Source organism: Nostoc sp. LEGE 12447, from assembly GCF_015206985.1.
Lineage (GTDB): Bacteria > Cyanobacteriota > Cyanobacteriia > Cyanobacteriales > Nostocaceae > Nostoc.
In genome coordinates, this window is record NZ_JADEXT010000031.1 from 42,086 (window position 1) to 58,314 (window position 16,229).

Genomic DNA, 16,229 nt, shown 5'->3' on the forward strand with positions numbered 1-16,229 from the left:
TTAGTTTAATGACCATATTAGTTGTCAGAAAAGAGTTGCTGAAGGTTTGTAGCATAGCAGTATTTAGTACTATTGCAGCAGGAGCACTGAGTACAGGAGAGGCGCAAGGGCTTGTTTTGACGTTTGATGATCTTGATGCGACTAGTGAATTTGACGGCAATCAAATTCCAAACGGCTATGGCGGATTAAATTGGGATAATTTTTATTATCTTACTACTCCAACCTACCAAGTTAACCCATCTGGTTATACCTTTGGAACAGTTTCATCACCAAATGTTGCTTACAATTCATTTGGTGAGCCTGGCACGGTAAGCAGTGTAAGTATTGACGATGGTCAGTTTGACTTTAACAGTGCTTATCTCACAGCCGCTTGGAGCAATGGCTTAGATATTCTAGTAGAGGGCTTCTCAGATGGAATAACTAAGTATGCAACGACAGTAACTGTTGATACTACATCCCCTACCCAGTTTAACTTTGACTTTCTTGACATTGACAGTTTAAAATTTACCTCCTCTGGTGGCATTGATGTAGGATATGGAGGTAGTGGCACACAAATTGTTTTAGATAACTTCACCTATAATTCTAAGACCGTTCCCGAACCTACAACTATCTTGGGTTTATTGACAGTCACTAGTTTTGGTATAGCTTTGAGCCGCAAACAAAAGTGGCAACAAAAAGCCACTAGTAAAGTTTAGGCTAACAAACTCAACCAATAGATAATTGCATTCAGATAAAAAGAGTGTATTAATTGTGGAGTTATGAAATTTTAACTCCATTTTTATAATTATGTTTAATGGATTTAGCAATCTCTAAGACGGGCGTAGCTGCTGCAACTCTGTCCTGAAAACTATTTCAAATCTCAAAAAATTGTAGTAATATACCACAGGCATTAACTATCTTCAGCTACATCTGATTGTTAGCGCTCTTAAATTCACAATCGATGAGAATATATCGTGAGCCTAACTCTTTATTTTCTCCGTCACGGACAAACAGAATGCAGTCGCAATAATTCCTTTTGCGGTTCAATAAATTCAGAGCTTACCCCAGAAGGTTTGGAGATGGCAAAGGCTTTTGCTGACGCATATAGTTCTATGGATTGGACAGCAATATTTTGTAGTCCAATGCAACGAACTGTATTGACAGCAAAACCTTTATGTGAAGCAATAAATATAGAATCACAACTCAGAGATGGTTTAAAGGAAATAAACTATGGTAAGTGGGAAGGAAAAACACCAGAAGTAATTAGTCGTGAATATCACGATGATTATATTCGCTGGTCAGCAGATCCCGCTTGGAATGCTCCAACTGGTGGAGAAATGGCGGTTACAATTGCTTCTCGCGCCTTGCAGGTAATTGAAGAAATTAAACAAAATTACAGTAGTGGTAATGTTTTAGTTGTTTCACACAAGGCAACTATCAGAATTATTCTGTGTAGTTTATTAGGGATTGATGTAGGACGCTTCCGTTTTCGTTTGGGATGCCCTGTTGCTTCGGTCAGTATTGTAGAATTTAGCTCACATGGACCGCTCTTAAAGGTTTTGGCAGACCATAGTCATTTGGATGAGCAGTTGCGAAATTTACCGGGTTCATGAGAGGAGTTAGGAGAGAGGCGATTAATCGCGTCTGTACAATAATATTATTTTTGACTTACTCTGCCTCACTATTGGGTTAGAGCTTTTTCGGACTTACGCATGAGTTACGGAATAACGTAGACACGTTCGCGTAGCGTCTCGTAGAGAAGTGGCTTGCCGCAAGCTACCACAGAGGCACAGAGGGCACGGAGAAATCAGAGTTTGAGAGATAATTTGTGTAAGTCCTATTTTAATTCAGTACAGATACAGCGATAATTTACTCAAATCATCACCGAGTTGTTTCATGCTGCCAGTTATTGAAAGCATTGTATTACGTCAAATGGCTTCGGGCGATCGCCTATACTTACAATTATACAAATTCATTGGCGCTAAACCTGGTAAAAAGGTATACATTCAATCTAATCTGCACGGTGCAGAAATTGCTGGTAATGCCGTTATTCACCAGCTAATTGAGTTTTTATTAACAATAAATGATACAGATTTAACTGGGGAAATTTGGCTGGTTCCCGTATGTAATCCAATGGGAACAAATGAACGCGCTCATCATTTCTCTCCTGGACGATACTGCATTTATGAAGCCAAAGACTGGAATCGCATATTTTGGGACTACGAGAAAGAAGCTGATGATTTAGTAGCTTTTACTAAATCTCAACTTCATAGTGATCTAGAGGTCGTTCGACAAAATTATCTAACTATAATTAAGCAAAATTTTGCGACAATTTTAGAAAAAATTAATTCTTCTAATGGTGTTCCCTACACTGAGCTTTTTGCCTACAAGCTACAAAACTTGAGTTTAGATGCAGACTACTTAATTGATTTACACAGTTCTACAAATCAAGCATTAGACTATATTTATTACTTCCAAAATCGAGAAGACAGTGCAAAATACTTTCTACTCGATTTCGGAATCTTACTTAATAAATATGATGGTGATGCTTTTGATGAAGCTTTTATCAAACCTTGGTTAGCACTGGAAGCTTGTTTTAAAGAGTTTGGTAGAGAAATCAAGTTTGATGTGGAAGCTTGGACACTGGAATTAGGCTCAGGAATGCAAATGAATTCTGATTCAGTCGCCAAAGGTATACAGGGTGTGAAAAACTATTTAGCGCAAAAAGGTGTAATACAAGTTTCTAATTTATCAGAAGACACCAAAACTCATGAGATGACTTTTGCATCTAGCAGTAACCGGGAAAAATATTATGCGATCGCAGGTGGCATGATTCAATCGAGAATAGCATTAGGTAGCAAAGTCAAAACTGGAGAACAGCTGTATCAGATTCTCAGTTTTAATAAAGAAGGTCAACTACCTACTGTAATTGATGTCTGCGCTCAACATGATGGATTAGTTTATGATGTCGCAACCAATCAGGCTGTAAATGAAGGCGAGTTTGTATTGGGGATTATTAGTTAAGACATGGGGCATTGGGCATAGATATTTATGTAATTTTCATCACATACTAAACATGAAAATTTTTTTCCCTAAATCATCACAAAGACGCGATAAATCGCCGTCTCTACAAAAGACTAATTATTGTAGAGACGGCGATTCATCGCGTCTCTTGCCTTAACCGAAGAGTATTGAGTTTAGTCGCCTAAATAAATACCCATACCACGAGCGGTTTTAACTAAAGTACCATTGGGATCTACAGCGCTATATTGAGCGATCGCTTCTGTAATTGGTACACTTAATACTTGGCGATTTTGCCATGTCACCATGCGATCGTATTTACCCTCTGCAATAAGATTAACCGCCGCTACGCCAAAGGCTGTTGCAACTAATCTATCTAGTGGTGAAGCAGTTCCACCCCGTTGAATGTGTCCTAAAACTGTAACTCGTGTTTCTACACCGATGTGTTCAATAATTTTATCTGCCAAATATTCACCAATTCCGCCATATCGAGATTGACCTAAGCGATTTGTAATCGTCACATTTTCCCCATCGTGGGTACGAACCGCTTCGGAAACAATTATCAAACAATAGTTTTTGCCTTTCTCTTGGCGTTCTTTGATTTTGTGGCAAATATGCTCAACGGTGTAAGGGATTTCGGGAATTAAAATTACATTTGCTCCCCCCGCAATTCCCGCAGCTATTGCTATGTGTCCGGCATCACGCCCCATTACTTCTAAAATCATGACTCGGCTATGACTTGCAGCAGTAAAATGTAATCTATCTAATGCTTCCGTGGCAATATTGACTGCTGTATCAAAACCGATAGCGTGTTCAGTAACGCCAATATCGTTATCGATGGTTTTGGGAATACCTACTAAATTAATCCCACCTTGTTGAGCGAGGCGGCGGAGAATTGCCAAACTACCATCGCCGCCAATACCTATCAAAGCGTCTAAACCTAGCTCATGATAACCTGCAATGATTTCTTCGGAGCGATCGCTTACACTTCCATCCGCCATTGGAAAAGCAAAGGGGTCGCCTTTATTGGTTGTCCCCAACATTGTGCCACCCGCAGTTAACAGCGAGTCAACTTGATCAACTTCCAGTTTTGTGAATTGTTGTGGACGTGCCATTAATCCTAGAGTCGCTTGACGAATTCCCAAAACTTCCCAGCCGTAAGTATCCACAGCACAATTTACTACAGCCCTAATCACAGCATTTAAGCCAGAACAATCACCTCCACTGGTAAGAATTCCAATGCGTTTGGGTTCTTCCATATTTTTTATTGACATTTTGATCCAAATATATTGAGTAGTCGATGAAACTTAAGCCAAAGTTAGCAACAGATTAAACCTAATTTAATACGCTCCTTGTAATGCCAAAGTAATTTTATGTTTGTTTTGTATCTAAAAACAAAACAAAGTTATCTCAGCTGTAAAATATAGGTGTAGAGCCAGTAGTAGATTAAACCTCGGCAAAAGCAATCCCTAAAAATGCCAGGGTAATTTTATGCTTGTTTTGTGTCTAAGAAAAAACCAAGTTATCCCAGCTGTAAAATATGAGGGTGGAGCCAAAGGTGACTAGTATTGATAATTACAACTTCTCTTTTTCAGGAGAAGTAACAATCCCACAGGCTCCTCCTGATTTTAAATCAGGTTTTATCGGCATTGTTGGTCGTCCAAATGTCGGTAAATCTACTTTGATGAATCAATTAGTAGGACAAAAAATTGCCATTACCTCACCGATAGCACAAACTACACGTAACCGTTTGCGCGGTATATTAACTACGCCAGAGGCGCAATTAATTTTTGTAGATACGCCAGGAATTCATAAGCCCCATCATCAATTGGGCGAAGTATTGGTGCAAAATGCCAAAATTGCCATTGAATCGGTAGATGTAGTCCTATTTGTAGTAGATGGAGCAGTAGCTTGTGGATCGGGCGATCGCTATATTGCCGAATTGCTCAGTCGTAGCAAAACCCCGGTGATTCTGGGCGTGAACAAAAGCGACCAACAACCGTCTGATTCTCAGTATCTAGATGATAGTTATGCTCAGATGGCCCAGTTACATGAATGGGAAATCGTGAAATTTTCTGCCAAGACGAGTGCAGGATTACCGCAACTTCAAGAGTTATTAATTGAACATTTAGAAATTGGGCCGTTATACTACCCGCCAGATTTGGTAACAGACCAGCCAGAACGCTTTATTATGGGCGAATTAATCCGAGAACAAATTTTATTATTGACTCGTGAAGAAGTACCCCATTCAGTAGCGATCGCTATTGACTTAGTAGAAGAAACTCCCAGCATTACTCGTGTACTTGCTACTATCAACGTTGAGCGTGATTCTCAAAAAGGCATACTCATTGGCAAAGGCGGAGCAATGCTCAAAGCAATTGGTAGTGAAGCCCGCGAACAAATCCAAAAGTTAATCGCTGGCAAAGTTTACCTGGAATTGTTTGTCAAAGTCCAACCAAAATGGCGACAGTCGCGCATTAGTTTAGCAGAGTTAGGCTATCGCGTGGAAGAATAAATTAGTCATTAGTCATTGGTCACTTATACTGAGTTTCGACTGCGCTCAACTACCGCGTAGTCGTAAAGCCTGCGGCATAGCTACGCTTACGGCGCACCCTCTCGTAGAGAAGTTAAAAAGGCAAAGGACAAATGACTAATGACAAAGGATAAAGGACAAATGACAAATGACTCTTAATAAATAAATAATGTCTTTAGATACTCGCTATCCCTTAAATTTGCCAGCCAATGCTCCGCCATTGCGGGTGTTAATTGTCGAAGACGATCCGATGATGCAACTCGGATTAGAGCAATCATTAATGGCTCATCCTCAGTTGGAAATTGTTGGACAAGCAGAAGATGGGTATTTGGGAGTTCAAGCCGCACTGCAACTGAAACCTGATTTGGTGGTTATGGATATTGGGTTGCCAAGATTGGATGGCATTGCAGCGACACAGCAAATTAAGGCGGCGTTGCCAGCAACTCATGTAGTGATGCTGACATCTCATCAAACGGAGACAGAAATTATTGCCGCATTATCTAGCGGTGCAGATGCATATTGTATTAAAGGTGCAAGTGTGGAACGATTGTTAAGTGCGATCGCAGCCGCAGTTGATGGTGCAGCCTATCTCGATCCCCAAATTGCGCGGCGAGTAATTGATAATCTCAAACCACCTACACCTACCAGCAACAACGCCAATTTATCTGGGCGTGAATTAGAAGTGTTGAAACTCATGGTAGACGGGTTGAGTAACCCAGAGATTGCCGAAAAACTCTATCTCAGTCCCAACACCATTAAAACCCACGTCCGAGGGATTATGAATAAATTAGCAGTTGACGATCGTGTGCAAGCAGCAGTCGTTGCATTGCGTTCAGGTTTGGTTTGATGTCAGAATACATTCAAATCTTTACTACTGAATATCTGGATAAGGGTAAGTAGCGCTCCCAAATTATTATGTATACATTAGAACTTAGTAATCGAGGGTAAGTAGCGCTCCCTAATTATTATGTATACATTAGAACTTAGTAATCGTAGTACTAAGCAGTAACCGACCAATGCAGCAAAATAGAGAAATAAACGTTAGCAAAGATAATAATACTGATGTATCCAAAAATATTACTTGAGTAAATATTTAAATCCCAATCAAAAGTAGAGGCGTACATATAAATATATGTACGCCTCTATATCCAATTCATATTTTCAAAAATGGCCTACCTCAATACATTTTAGTTAAAAGAGTTTGAGAATTGATTAGGGTCTAAATTAGTAGGAAATAATAAAATTTCCTTGCCTTCTAAATTTGCCCTGTGGTAAAGCAAAATTGCCTTTTCCAAAGAACAATATTTAATTGGAACCCATCTGTCGCTAAAAAAGTAGACAGTTACTCGGCTCATTGCATACTCTTTCAACGGCATTGGAAGAGACCAGGACGAGTCCACAGTTTGAACCTTACCTGTTGAGTCCATGCTTTGAACCTCAGTTATTAAGTATATTTACTTTCACCTATCAAGATGATTTAAAGTAACTATCATAAGTAATAAGAATTTGCCTTTAAATTGCATCTTTAGGTAAACGTTAGAATAATTAGAACTGACTTCATAACCGCAGAGAAACAAATGTTTAGCGAAGTTAGTGCAAAATTGCGTTCGTCGTTCGCGTAGCGTCTCGTAGAGAAGACGTTGGCGCAGCCATAGCTACTTATTGTGTGTCAACACCTTTACTGTAGTCGTTACTAAGATTGGCTTTCTTCCCTTGTGCCTTCTTGCATTAGTGTTGATGCACTCGCTCCAGCAACCATAACGAAGCGACAGTCCCCACATAGTGAGCAGCAATCCCAGTGATGTCTGCTACAGCTACAAAAACATCCATTGCTCGAATAATATTATAGGGATTGGTGATTGCCACTCCTGGAGGTTGCGATATAGATTTTGCCACTAGCACTAACACCGTTGATCCAGCACCAAAAAGAGTTAATAACATCCCCAGCAAACTCATAACTATTCCCAATCGGAGAATTTTAGTTGTATCTGGCTTACTCGGATGTAAAGCAGGATTGGAATTTTCTAGAGCTTTGCCTATGCGAGTATAACGAAAATCCCAATAGAGACTAAATAACAACACTACAATTCCGCATACAGCCCAAAATATGCCAATTCCAAGACCAGCATTCTGTTGCTGAACAAATTCACGACCAGTCAAGGCAAACAACAAAGCTAAGACAGAAACCACTCCAATTGCCAATTGCAGCCAGAAAGAAATCCAACCTGTAAGGCGAATAGTATTACCAATTCCTCTAGTCTCTGGCGGTAGCGAGCGCACTTCTGATTCTGTTTGCATAAAAATTACCTTAATCCCCTACTGCCAAGAATATTTCCTCGGTTCGCGCCATACCCCCATCTTTAGACATAATCACTTCAACATCCTGGGGAATAAATGAGGCGGGGAGTAAGGGGGAGAAAAATTACCTCTTTCCCTTCTGCCTCTTCGCAATACCATAATTTAAAGTCCAGCCAAACGATATCAAGGTTTCAAACTCAGGGACGATGAAGAATTAGCAATTAAATTGACAAAATCACACTATAAAGAGTGATATTAAGCGATAGATAGCGCTTGTAAAGGACTAACGGGCATGATTAAATCTTGGATGGTGATTGGGGGCGTGGCTTTCTTGGTTGCTTTAGCCGCTAACGTGATTACGCCTAGCGATCGCCAATGGTTCAAGCGCTTACAACGACCAAGATGGCTAACTTTTGAGGGCGCGATTCCAATTATCTGGACTGTAATATTTATTTGCGGTGCTTGGTCGGCTTATATTGTCTGGGAAAAAGATCCAGGAAGCACCTCAACCTGGTTAATCATGGGTTTATATCTGCTGTTAGAAATAATTACTATCGCCTATACGCCTGTAATGTTTAGGCTTCGCAGTCTGAAAGTGGGTACAATTCTTGGAGGCACAGGTTTTATCATTGGTGCTTTATTGATACTTGCGGTCTTAGGTATTTCTGGTTGGGCAGCATTGCTACTAGTTCCTTATTTGCTTTGGAGTCCCATTGGTACTTATACCACTTGGCAGATGATCGGTCTCAATCCTCAAGATGCCTAAAATTCGCACCAACGAATGATTAAAGCTATGCCCTAAATTGTCAAACTTGCAGTGTATAACTTGACAAAATACACAAAGCTTGAGGTCATTATGATTCCATCTTGGCTAATAATTGGGGCTGTAACTTTCTTAATCGCTCTTGGAAGTTTCTTGATTACGCCGCATGATGTTAAATGGTTTGCACTATTAAGTCGCCCTCGCTGGCTAGTTTTTGAGCCTCTGATTCCACTCATCTGGACTGTGATTTTTATTTGCGGTGCAGCTTCAGCTTATGTTGTGTGGGAAAAAAATCCCGGAAGCCCAATTACTTGGTTAATAATGGCTTTGTACCTTTTGGTGGAAATTATCACCGTTGCCTACATACCTATAATGCTGAGGTTTCGCAGTCTCAAAGCTGGGGAAATTCTTGGGCTAGTTGGTTTGATTTCAGGCGTTGTCCTCGCAATCTGCGTTTTGCCGATTTCTCTAATGGCGGCGCTGTTACTCCTTCCCTATCTAATTTGGACTCCCATTGGTACTTACACTACCGACGAGTTAAAGGAACTGAATCCTCAAGATGCATAACGCATCTATGCAATACGGCCATAACGTGCTGTGACAGGATTGGCTGGATTGGATTGATTATTCAGCCAAGCCCACATTTGATCGCCAACAGAAAAATGCCACCACTCTCTGGGATTGCGTTGAAACCCTGCTTTTAACATTACATCTTGTAATAGCTGGCGGTTAGCATGATACTTTTGTGCTTCTGGGTCGTCATTATTGGCATAATAATCGGGATGCGATCGCTCTGACATTTCATCAATCGCCGAACCCATATTTACTATTTGCCCAATATCATCTACTAGCGTCACATCCACCGCCGCACCTGTACTGTGAGGAGGCGGAGTTTTTTCATCCAAACTTGGTGCAGCCCAAATTGCATAAACCGCTTCCCAAACTTCTTGACGTTGGTTTGGGGATAACTCCACGTTAGTTAATCCCCTATCCTGCACTGCTTGAGTGAAGCTGTAATCTACCATAAACTGCTGAACTGCGATCGGGCGATAAGCATCAAAGATTTGAATCCGCCAATTAGGATGCAGCAATTCAAGATAATTTTGCGCTTGCCTCAAATTTTTAATAACGCTTTGACGGAGATAATAAGGAGAGTGTTCGCCATAGGGCGCACCTAATTTTTCATAAGGATGAGGAGATTCTACCGCAAACAATTCTAAAGGAATCTCAATTAGCGGTTCACCACACTCGAAAATTGGGATTTGATGATAAGGTCTCATCTAGTCAGCCACACAAAAAATTACGGATTTCAACGCAAGCATAACATTCTTAGGACTTACGCAGAAGAGATTCCCCAACCCCCTTAAAAAAATTCGGTGTTGTTGAATCGAGGTATGAATTTGGATGTAGAGACGTTGCAATGCAACGTCTCTACAAGGATTTTGAAATAACGCAATCAGCAACGCCAAAAATTCGTATTTTACCTGTGGGAGTAAAAATTTAGGCAACTGCCAAATCATAATGTAAAACTAAGATTTCATCTGCTCTCAAAGTCGCCATTGCATATTCACAGCCTTGGGTATCAGCAAACTCGACTAAATAATGATATTCTTCTTCTTGCTCATACACTTCTACAATTGTTCCAACTTGCCCACTGGGTAAGCTTTCGATAGAAGTATAATCTTCTTCCAATAGTTGTAATCTCTCAGTGGGAATAGGCTTGAGTGTAGCAATAGTATCCAAAAGTTTAACTTTTTTCATTTAACTTCAGAAATGCAGTAATCAAACGTGGATAGGGATTATTAGCAGTAGTTTCCCAGATTGTCCGCAGCCTGATTCCGTCTGTATCAGGTACTATCCAATCTACCTTAAACTGTTCACCAAATTGTGTAGTACTTTGCTGAACAACTTCACCTGCAACAGCTGCTGTTTGAATCAATTCACGCAAAACATCGGGATTTTCTGGCGTGATTCCTAGAATTGATGCGAAAACTCTAGCTTTATGTTTCCCACTCGGATGTTCTGGGTTTAGACAATAACCTATGAGCTTTTGCGTAGAAATTTCTGCTTGCTCGCCGTTGGGTAATTTCATTGTCTATGAATATGCCCTAACAGACTCAATATTCTATCATTAACGGTTCATTGTTTCTCCAAAATGCTCAATCAAAATCAAACACCATTATTAGATGCGTTAAAAGCCAATGCAGCAAGACCTCATACACCTTTTTACACCCCAGGACATAAACAAGGTGAGGGAATTTATCAACCTTTGGCTGACTTACTTGGTAAAGCTGTATTTCGCGCTGATTTAACTGAATTAGCAGATTTAGATAATCTCTTTGCACCCCAAGGCGTTATTCAAGAAGCACAACAACTAGCTGCTGAGGCTTATGGCGCTTCGCAAACATGGTTCCTTGTCAATGGTTCTACCTGTGGTGTTGAAGCGGCAATTCTCGCTACCTGTGGTACAGGCGATAAAATCATTTTGCCTCGGAATGTGCATTCTTCTGCGATCGCTGGTTTAATTCTCTCTGGTGCAATACCAATTTTTCTCAATCCTGAATACGATCCAGTTTTAGATATTGCCCACAGCATCACGCCCAATGCTGTAGAATCTGCACTCCAACAACATCCCGACGCTAAAGCAGTGTTGACAGTTTATCCAACATATTACGGCGTATGTGGAGATTTGAGTGCGATCGCCAATATTACCCATCAATACAATATCCCTTTACTCGTAGATGAGGCACACGGCGCACACTTTGCCTTTCATCCCGAATTACCCACTTCCGCTTTAGCCGCAGGTGCAGATTTAACTGTACAATCCATCCACAAAGTACTCGGTGCGATGACACAAGCATCAATGCTGCACGTTCAAGGAGACAGGATAGATTGCGATCGCATCAGTAAAGCTTTACAACTTGTACAATCTACCAGTCCTAGTTATTTACTTTTAGCTTCTTTAGATGCAGCGCGTCAGCAAATGGCACTCCACGGAAAAATGCTGATGTCTCGCACATTGCAACTTGCCAATGAAGCTAGAACAAAAATAAGTCAAATTCCTGGATTATCTGTCTTACAGATTCTTAGCCCCTCTTATCAAGGGGGGTTGGGGGGATCTCCTGGCTTTGTAGCTTTAGACGAAACACGGCTAACTGTCACTGTTTCTGGTTTAGGCTTAACCGGATTTGAAGCAGATGAAATTCTAGATGAAAAGTTTGCTGTCACTGCTGAATTCGCTTCACTGCAACATATTACCTTTATCATTAGTTTGGGCAACACCCCAGACGATATCAAGCAATTAGTGCAAGGTTTTACTACTCTTGCTAAAGAATATCGCCGAACCAACTTGAATGTTACAAATCCTAATTTGCAGAATCTTTTAACTACACAGGGTCATGCTTTACATTTTTCTCCCCGTGAAGCCTTTTTTGCTGTCAGTGAAACATTGCCTTTAGCACAAACAAGCGATCGCATCTGTGCCGAAATTATCTGTCCCTATCCCCCAGGAATTCCTGTGTTAATGCCGGGAGAAATCATCACCAAACCCGTCCTTGATTACCTGCAACAAGTCCAAGCAATGGGGGGATTTATCAGTGGTTGCAATGACTCTAGCCTCAAAACTTTGAAAGTTGTGAAATAACGTTCTAATATTAATTCGCCACAAACGCAATCAAGCAACTTGTCTGAAATAATCAGAAGTTTTTGACAGCATAGCGCATGACGCGAACTTGTTTAGAGATTTTCGCTCATCTGTTATTTCCTTGCTCTCTAGCTTCTACAATAAGGATAGACTTTATTGAGATTTGTATAGTTGGGGAAAAGCTGTCATGGCTCCCGCCGTTTTAATTCAGAATCTGCAAAAACGTTACGGTACAGTGGTTGCCGTCCAGGATGTTTCATTTCAGGTAGAGCCGGGAGAAATCTTTGGTTTACTTGGCCCCAACGGTGCTGGGAAAACTACTACCTTGCGTGCCTTGTGTACGTTGACCACACCGGATGCTGGCAAAATCGAAGTATCTGGCATCTCTGTGTTAGATAATCCGAGGGTGGCAAGGCAACGACTAGGCTATGTTGCTCAGGAAGTAGCTATAGATAAGGTGCTAACTGGAAAAGAACTGCTGCAATTGCAAGCAGCACTTTATCACCTTCCACGTGCAGTAGCCAAACAGCGCATTGAGATAGTATTAGATTTACTCGGTTTGCAAGAATACGCCAATAAAAAGACAGGAACCTATTCTGGCGGTTTACGCAAGCGCCTAGACTTGGCTGCTGGGTTGCTCCATGCACCAGATGTTCTGGTATTGGATGAGCCAACTGTAGGACTTGATATAGAAACCCGCTTTGTGGTATGGGATTTCCTGCGAAAATTACGCGCCTCTGGGACGACGGTAGTAATTACCAGCCATTACCTAGAAGAAATTGACGCTTTAGCCGATCGCGTGGCAATTATAGATCGGGGCGTGGTAATTGCCTCTGGGACACCTTCACAATTAAAAGATCAAGTCGGGGGCGATCGCATCACCTTGCGAATCCGCGAGTTTTCCCCCAGTGAGGAAGCAGAAATTGCCAAAAACCTCTTGCAATCTTTGCCCTTTGTGCAAGAAGTCATTATCAACAGCGCTCAAGGTAATTCCCTCAACTTAGTGGTGACACCTCAAAACGATGTTCTCATTAACATACAGCAAGCGCTGAATACTGCTGGCTTGCCCATATTTGGTATTGCCCAATCTCGCCCCAGCCTCGATGACGTTTATCTCGCCGCTACAGGACGCACCCTGATGGATGCAGAACTGGCAGCCGTTGCCACTCGCGATCCAAAAGCTGAGAAAAAGCAGCTTATGAGATAGGCGCTGGGGACTGGGTACTGGGGACTGGTTACTGGGAAAGAGTTTTGCTAATCCCCAATTCCCAATCCCCAACCCCCAATCCCCAATCCCCAACCCCCAATCCCCAATCCCCAACCCCCAATCCCCAATCCCCAATCCCCATTTATGAGCGTTACTCCTAAATCTGATATCAATTGGCAGTCATTAGCATCGCCACCGGCAGATGTTAATGCTGCACCTAGCTTTTTCGGTGAATTAGTACAAGAGACGTTGGCTTTAACTCGTCGCTTATTTATTCAGTTGCAACGCCGTCCCTCATCTTTGGTTGCCGGAATTATTCAGCCAGTTATGTGGTTGATATTGTTTGGTGCTTTGTTCCAAAATGCCCCCAAGGGGATATTTGGTAATACAACAAATTACGGACAATTTTTAGCTGCCGGCATAATTGTGTTTACAGCCTTTGCTGGGGCGCTGAATGCTGGTTTACCCGTAATGTTTGACCGTGAGTTCGGCTTTTTGAATCGTTTGCTGGTAGCACCGTTAGCATCGCGGTTTTCCATAGTCTTTGCTTCAGCAATCTTTATCATCAGCCAAAGTTTGCTGCAAGCAGCCGTGATTGTAGCGGCGGCAGCATTTTTAGGCGCTGGACTACCCGATGCAGTTGGTTTAAGTGCGATCGCTCTAATTGTCCTCTTATTAGCTTTAGGCGTAACAGCCATCTCCCTCGGTTTAGCTTTCGCTCTACCTGGGCACATTGAACTGATTGCAGTGATTTTTGTCACTAATCTACCATTATTGTTCGCTAGTACTGCTTTGGCTCCTCTATCGTTCATGCCTCAGTGGTTACAGGTTATCGCTACCCTGAATCCTCTTAGCTATGCGATCGAACCCATTCGCTATCTATATCTCCACAGTAGTTGGGGACTAGGTAGTGTAGTTATGCAGGCTCCTTGGGGTGATGTTACCTTTGGGGGAGCCTTGCTGGTATTGTTTGGCTTTGCCGTTGTCGCCTTACTGAGCATTCAACCCCAACTACGGCGGACTCTTGCTTAAAGAGATAAAATAGAGCAGTTTTAGGGTCAAAATCCCATGAAAAAATCATTTTTACAAATTCCTAGACTCTTTGTAGCTACCGTAGCAGGCATTAGCTTTGCTTCCTTGCTCATGGCTCAACCCAGTTCGGCTCAACAAGTCAGCCCAACCGATGCTTTTCCCAGTAATAGTACAACAGACCAAAATACCGATCCATTTTCCCGGACAAACGCAGATAATTTCAATATGTTTGACCTGATTCATCGGGCAAATTTTGGGACTCTCAACTGGAATTCTGACCAACAGAACGAACAACTAGACTCAGCCGCAGCAGCCTTTAAAGCAAGGCAACAAAAACTAATTCGAGGTGAACAACAGCAAGCAAGTCCCAGTTTGCCATCGTTTACACTACCATCAGCTACGCCGCCATCGGTTACACCACAATCAGGTAACTGAATTCAAGCAAAGAACCCCGAGCCTCTAGAGGCTCGGGGCTGAGACTATTTAAAAAATCCTTAGTTATCAGGTAAAAAACTACAGCCCAAGCACAGCCAAAACATCGCTAGCATGGGTGGTGGTATTTACACTAGTGTCAACATGGGTAATTTTGCCGTTGGGGTCAATTACGTAGGTGACGCGCTTGGCATAACCACCACCATCCACATCGAAAGCTTTGATGAGGGATTTGTCGCTGTCAGCCAATAGAGGAAAATTCAAATTATATTTTTGGGTGAATGCCTGATGGGAGACTTCATCATCTGCACTGACTCCCAAGATTACAATATCTTTACCTTGATATTGAGCCTGGGCATCTCGAAAACTACAGGCTTGTTTGGTGCAGCCTGGCGTGTCATCTTTGGGGTAAAAATACAAAACAACTGTCTTTCCCCTCAAATTAGATAACGAGATTGTGTTGCCGTTTGTATCTTTGGCGGTAAATGCAGGTGCATCCGTACCAACTGCTAGAGGCATAATTAACCTTTCCTGTTTCAGATTGTTGATGCACTTGAAATTTTACATTAATTTATAATCATTAAATATAATTACTAAAAAATAGCATAACTATACTTCAGGTAACTAATTTTGGTTAAATGAGGTATATAGTACAAGAAAAAATATATTCTTAAATTAATCTTTATCAGAAGAAAAATTTCACCCCCAACAAAATGGCTGCTGCTGACTCCCAAAACCCAAATATTTTTGTCTATCCTCAAAGCACAGTAGAAAGAGCCGAGCGATCGCTAGTGTGTTCGCCCTTCAATTTATCTTTATTTGAAGTCATGGGACACCAGAGTGTTTCAGTAACTGCGATCGCTCTGGAAAATGGACTCAAACAGGGCTATACTAAGCGCCCTTTATCAGAATTAGCCTGTGATAACGCCTTGGGCTGGCTAATCCAAGTGGGTGTATTGCGGCGAGAAGTCGATGGGCAGGGAATTACAGATAGTTTTCGCCTCACTCCCTTGGGTCGCCAGTTGGTGGAACAATACCACGGAAAAAACTGGCGGACACCTTCATGGCGCGATCGTTTATTCGATGCTGTGATTCGTTGGTTACGGATACCCTTTTAGAATAAAAAACCAAAGAGTTAGCATTAGGCAATCAAAGGGAATAATATATACGGAAACATCACATTTATTCATGAAGTCTTTACCATAATCATCTAATTGAAATTTGTGATGCTAATGGTGGGTGTGGGGTATGGTGTATTATTTCTTCCCCTACTCCCTCATGTCTTCCTGCTCGCTTATTGTTCGCTCCTAAAAATTCACTC

Annotated in this window: 18 protein-coding genes; 12 read left to right on the forward strand and 6 right to left on the reverse strand. The window is 41.6% G+C overall.

Annotated elements, in window-relative coordinates; genetic code table 11:
• Positions 1-8 precede the first annotated feature (8 nt).
• The 3 genes from IQ274_RS25500 (at position 9) to IQ274_RS25510 (ending at position 3,003) form a co-directional block, all read left to right on the forward strand.
• A complete protein-coding gene (locus IQ274_RS25500) occupies positions 9-695 on the forward strand; it encodes a PEP-CTERM sorting domain-containing protein (RefSeq protein ID WP_194143854.1) in 687 nt (228 codons plus the stop codon).
• A gap of 258 nt (positions 696-953) precedes the next feature.
• Positions 954-1,592 carry a histidine phosphatase family protein gene (locus IQ274_RS25505; RefSeq protein ID WP_194143855.1) on the forward strand — a complete coding sequence of 213 codons (639 nt, stop codon included), beginning with the start codon at positions 954-956 and terminating at the stop codon, positions 1,590-1,592.
• Between the two features lie 283 nt (positions 1,593-1,875).
• Positions 1,876-3,003, forward strand: a complete 1,128-nt coding sequence (locus IQ274_RS25510) for a succinylglutamate desuccinylase/aspartoacylase family protein (protein WP_194143856.1) — start codon at positions 1,876-1,878, stop codon at positions 3,001-3,003.
• Positions 3,004-3,176: 173 nt separating this feature from the next.
• On the opposite strand, the gene IQ274_RS25515 is transcribed toward IQ274_RS25510, so the two are convergent.
• Positions 3,177-4,259 (reverse strand): ATP-dependent 6-phosphofructokinase, encoded by a 1,083-nt coding sequence (locus IQ274_RS25515; RefSeq protein ID WP_163927016.1) that lies wholly within the window; start codon positions 4,257-4,259, stop codon positions 3,177-3,179.
• 281 nt (positions 4,260-4,540) lie between these two features.
• Here IQ274_RS25515 and era point away from each other — a divergent pair, with 281 nt between their 5' ends.
• Positions 4,541-5,515, forward strand: coding sequence for a GTPase Era (era, locus tag IQ274_RS25520; RefSeq protein ID WP_194143857.1), 975 nt, complete (start codon positions 4,541-4,543; stop codon positions 5,513-5,515).
• Between the two features lie 187 nt (positions 5,516-5,702).
• On the forward strand, positions 5,703-6,380 hold the full coding sequence (locus tag IQ274_RS25525; protein ID WP_114084732.1) for a response regulator: 678 nt from the start codon (positions 5,703-5,705) through the stop codon (positions 6,378-6,380).
• Positions 6,381-7,261: 881 nt separating this feature from the next.
• Here IQ274_RS25525 and IQ274_RS25530 read toward each other — a convergent pair.
• Positions 7,262-7,831 (reverse strand): DUF3611 family protein, encoded by a 570-nt coding sequence (locus tag IQ274_RS25530; RefSeq protein ID WP_194143858.1) that lies wholly within the window; start codon positions 7,829-7,831, stop codon positions 7,262-7,264.
• A 292-nt stretch (positions 7,832-8,123) separates the two neighbouring features.
• Between IQ274_RS25530 and IQ274_RS25535 the strand changes: the two genes are divergently transcribed.
• Together IQ274_RS25535 and IQ274_RS25540 are read left to right on the forward strand one after the other, a co-directional pair.
• Entirely contained in the window at positions 8,124-8,597 is a 474-nt protein-coding gene (locus IQ274_RS25535; RefSeq protein WP_012407288.1) for a TspO/MBR family protein, read from the forward strand.
• Between the two features lie 90 nt (positions 8,598-8,687).
• On the forward strand, positions 8,688-9,161 hold the full coding sequence (locus IQ274_RS25540) for a TspO/MBR family protein (RefSeq protein WP_163927019.1): 474 nt from the start codon (positions 8,688-8,690) through the stop codon (positions 9,159-9,161).
• Positions 9,162-9,166: 5 nt separating this feature from the next.
• Here IQ274_RS25540 and IQ274_RS25545 read toward each other — a convergent pair whose 3' ends face one another.
• The 3 genes from IQ274_RS25545 to IQ274_RS25555 all read right to left on the reverse strand — a co-directional run bounded on the left by IQ274_RS25545 (position 9,167) and on the right by IQ274_RS25555 (position 10,686).
• Positions 9,167-9,874 carry a M15 family metallopeptidase gene (locus IQ274_RS25545; protein ID WP_194143859.1) on the reverse strand — a complete coding sequence of 236 codons (708 nt, stop codon included), beginning with the start codon at positions 9,872-9,874 and terminating at the stop codon, positions 9,167-9,169.
• 220 nt (positions 9,875-10,094) lie between these two features.
• Positions 10,095-10,355 (reverse strand): DUF4926 domain-containing protein, encoded by a 261-nt coding sequence (locus tag IQ274_RS25550; protein WP_163927021.1) that lies wholly within the window; start codon positions 10,353-10,355, stop codon positions 10,095-10,097.
• Positions 10,342-10,686 carry a DUF6883 domain-containing protein gene (locus IQ274_RS25555; RefSeq protein WP_194143860.1) on the reverse strand — a complete coding sequence of 115 codons (345 nt, stop codon included), beginning with the start codon at positions 10,684-10,686 and terminating at the stop codon, positions 10,342-10,344. Before IQ274_RS25555 ends, IQ274_RS25550 begins: the two co-directional genes overlap by 14 nt.
• Positions 10,687-10,749: 63 nt before the next feature.
• Here IQ274_RS25555 and IQ274_RS25560 point away from each other — a divergent pair, with 63 nt between their 5' ends.
• The 4 genes from IQ274_RS25560 to IQ274_RS25575 all read left to right on the forward strand — a co-directional run bounded on the left by IQ274_RS25560 (position 10,750) and on the right by IQ274_RS25575 (position 14,911).
• Positions 10,750-12,237, forward strand: coding sequence for an aminotransferase class I/II-fold pyridoxal phosphate-dependent enzyme (locus IQ274_RS25560; RefSeq protein WP_194143861.1), 1,488 nt, complete (start codon positions 10,750-10,752; stop codon positions 12,235-12,237).
• 187 nt (positions 12,238-12,424) lie between these two features.
• A complete protein-coding gene (locus IQ274_RS25565; protein ID WP_163927024.1) occupies positions 12,425-13,444 on the forward strand; it encodes an ABC transporter ATP-binding protein in 1,020 nt (339 codons plus the stop codon).
• Between the two features lie 144 nt (positions 13,445-13,588).
• Entirely contained in the window at positions 13,589-14,476 is an 888-nt protein-coding gene (locus tag IQ274_RS25570) for an ABC transporter permease (RefSeq protein ID WP_194143862.1), read from the forward strand.
• A 36-nt stretch (positions 14,477-14,512) separates the two neighbouring features.
• The gene (locus IQ274_RS25575; RefSeq protein ID WP_194143863.1) at positions 14,513-14,911 is read left to right on the forward strand and encodes a hypothetical protein; all 399 of its coding nucleotides are present in this window, start codon (positions 14,513-14,515) and stop codon (positions 14,909-14,911) included.
• Positions 14,912-14,989: 78 nt separating this feature from the next.
• Here the strand turns inward: IQ274_RS25575 and IQ274_RS25580 are convergent, their stop codons facing one another.
• Complete coding sequence (locus IQ274_RS25580; protein ID WP_114084741.1) at positions 14,990-15,427, reverse strand: peroxiredoxin; 438 nt, start codon at positions 15,425-15,427, stop codon at positions 14,990-14,992.
• A gap of 194 nt (positions 15,428-15,621) precedes the next feature.
• Between IQ274_RS25580 and IQ274_RS25585 the strand changes: the two genes are divergently transcribed.
• A complete protein-coding gene (locus tag IQ274_RS25585; protein WP_114084742.1) occupies positions 15,622-16,026 on the forward strand; it encodes an Npun_F0494 family protein in 405 nt (134 codons plus the stop codon).
• Positions 16,027-16,229: the final 203 nt, after the last annotated feature.

Bases quoted from the DNA above. Each gene is read 5' to 3' on its own strand.
- IQ274_RS25530 (WP_194143858.1), bottom strand. From the start codon at position 7,831: ATGCAAACAGAATCAGAAGTGCGCTCGCTACCGCCAGAGACTAGAGGA.
- IQ274_RS25535 (WP_012407288.1), top strand. From the start codon at position 8,124: ATGATTAAATCTTGGATGGTGATTGGGGGCGTGGCTTTCTTGGTTGCT.
- IQ274_RS25510 (WP_194143856.1), top strand. From the start codon at position 1,876: ATGCTGCCAGTTATTGAAAGCATTGTATTACGTCAAATGGCTTCGGGC.
- IQ274_RS25525 (WP_114084732.1), top strand. From the start codon at position 5,703: ATGTCTTTAGATACTCGCTATCCCTTAAATTTGCCAGCCAATGCTCCG.
- IQ274_RS25570 (WP_194143862.1), top strand. From the start codon at position 13,589: ATGAGCGTTACTCCTAAATCTGATATCAATTGGCAGTCATTAGCATCG.
- IQ274_RS25550 (WP_163927021.1), bottom strand. From the start codon at position 10,355: ATGAAAAAAGTTAAACTTTTGGATACTATTGCTACACTCAAGCCTATT.
- IQ274_RS25515 (WP_163927016.1), bottom strand. From the start codon at position 4,259: ATGGAAGAACCCAAACGCATTGGAATTCTTACCAGTGGAGGTGATTGT.
- IQ274_RS25575 (WP_194143863.1), top strand. From the start codon at position 14,513: ATGAAAAAATCATTTTTACAAATTCCTAGACTCTTTGTAGCTACCGTA.
- IQ274_RS25555 (WP_194143860.1), bottom strand. From the start codon at position 10,686: ATGAAATTACCCAACGGCGAGCAAGCAGAAATTTCTACGCAAAAGCTC.
- IQ274_RS25540 (WP_163927019.1), top strand. From the start codon at position 8,688: ATGATTCCATCTTGGCTAATAATTGGGGCTGTAACTTTCTTAATCGCT.
- IQ274_RS25585 (WP_114084742.1), top strand. From the start codon at position 15,622: ATGGCTGCTGCTGACTCCCAAAACCCAAATATTTTTGTCTATCCTCAA.
- IQ274_RS25560 (WP_194143861.1), top strand. From the start codon at position 10,750: ATGCTCAATCAAAATCAAACACCATTATTAGATGCGTTAAAAGCCAAT.
- IQ274_RS25565 (WP_163927024.1), top strand. From the start codon at position 12,425: ATGGCTCCCGCCGTTTTAATTCAGAATCTGCAAAAACGTTACGGTACA.
- IQ274_RS25500 (WP_194143854.1), top strand. From the start codon at position 9: ATGACCATATTAGTTGTCAGAAAAGAGTTGCTGAAGGTTTGTAGCATA.
- era (WP_194143857.1), top strand. From the start codon at position 4,541: ATGAGGGTGGAGCCAAAGGTGACTAGTATTGATAATTACAACTTCTCT.
- IQ274_RS25545 (WP_194143859.1), bottom strand. From the start codon at position 9,874: ATGAGACCTTATCATCAAATCCCAATTTTCGAGTGTGGTGAACCGCTA.
- IQ274_RS25580 (WP_114084741.1), bottom strand. From the start codon at position 15,427: ATGCCTCTAGCAGTTGGTACGGATGCACCTGCATTTACCGCCAAAGAT.